The sequence below is a fragment of the Mesorhizobium sp. M0991 genome, from assembly GCF_040318915.1.
Classification (GTDB): domain Bacteria; phylum Pseudomonadota; class Alphaproteobacteria; order Rhizobiales; family Rhizobiaceae; genus Mesorhizobium.
On the sequence record NZ_JAMYNE010000097.1, the window covers coordinates 1 to 1,203 of the forward strand.

The following is a 1,203-nucleotide window of genomic DNA, read 5'->3' on the forward strand; positions in this document are numbered from 1 at the left end:
TGACGTGCTCCCCGTTTTGTCCGCGTCTATAAGTTAGCCCTGTTCACGTTGTGATCCTTGACGGATCGGGTTGCATATTCAAGCGGGGTGAGCCCATCGAGGCTCGTGTGTGGGCGATTCACATTGTAGTCGATCCTCCATTCTTCGATGCTGTTGCGGGCGTGCCGATAGCTGGTGAAGAGCCGTTCGTTGAGGCACTCATCGCGTAGCCGACCATTGAAGCTTTCCACGAAGCCATTCTGCATCGGCTTGCCCGGTGCGATGTAGTGCCATTCGACATGCCGATCCTCCTGCCAAGCCAAAATGGCGTTCGAGGTCAGCTCGGTGCCGTTGTCCGACACGATCATGCAGGGGTAGCCGCGATGTTCGGCGATGATGTCGAGTTCGCGGGCGACACGCTCACCCGAGATCGAGTTGTCGACGACCGTGGCCAGACACTCCCGGCTGAAGTCGTCGATGACGCATAGTATCCGGAAGCGGCGACCATCGGTCAGCGTGTCGGAGACGAAGTCGAGGCTCCAGCGCTGGTTGGCGCCCTGCGGTATCGCCATCGGCGCCCTGGTGCCCAAGGCCCGCTTGCGACCACCGCGCTTGCGCACCGTCAGCCGCTCCTCGCGATAAAGGCGATAGAGCTTCTTCCAGTTCACCGCCACGCCTTCGCGCTTCAAGAGAAGGTGCAGCCGACGATAGCCGAAGCGCCGGCGTTCGGCGGCCAGATCCCGCAGCCGCTTGCGCAAACCGGCATCATCCGGTCGGGACGGACGGTAGCGGTAGACCCGCGGCTCCATGCCGACGAGCCCGCAGGCGCGACGCTGCGAATAGCCCTTGTTCTCGATCGCCCAGGTCACGGCAGTCCTCCTCGACCCGGGCGTTAGAAGTTTTTTCCGAGCATCTCGCGCAAGGTCGAGACGTCGAGCATGGCATCGGCCAGCAGACGCTTCAGCTTGCCGTTCTCCTCCTCAAGGCTCTTCAGCCGCTTCGCCTCCGACACATCCATGCCGCCATACTTCGAGCGCCACTTATAGAAGGTCGCGTCGCTCACACCGTATTTGCGGCACAGATCCGTCGCCGAAAGCCCAGCCTGGTGTTCCTTCAAAATGCCGATGATCTGTTCGTCAGAAAATCTCGATCGCTTCATTGCCTGTCTCCTCATCCGAGGAACAGGCTAACCTCAAACCGAGGACATTTCAGGGGAGCACGTCA

At 60.7% G+C, this 1,203-nt stretch carries 1 protein-coding gene; it reads right to left on the reverse strand.

Annotation, left to right across the window (positions count from 1 at the left end):
• Positions 1-26 precede the first annotated feature (26 nt).
• Positions 27-1,138, reverse strand: a protein-coding gene (locus tag NKH70_RS35645; protein ID WP_352484793.1) for an IS3 family transposase whose coding sequence is annotated in 2 segments (ribosomal slippage) — positions 27-883 and positions 883-1,138 — 1,113 coding nt in all. Because the reading frame shifts where the segments join, the coding sequence is not laid out codon by codon here.
• Positions 1,139-1,203: the final 65 nt, after the last annotated feature.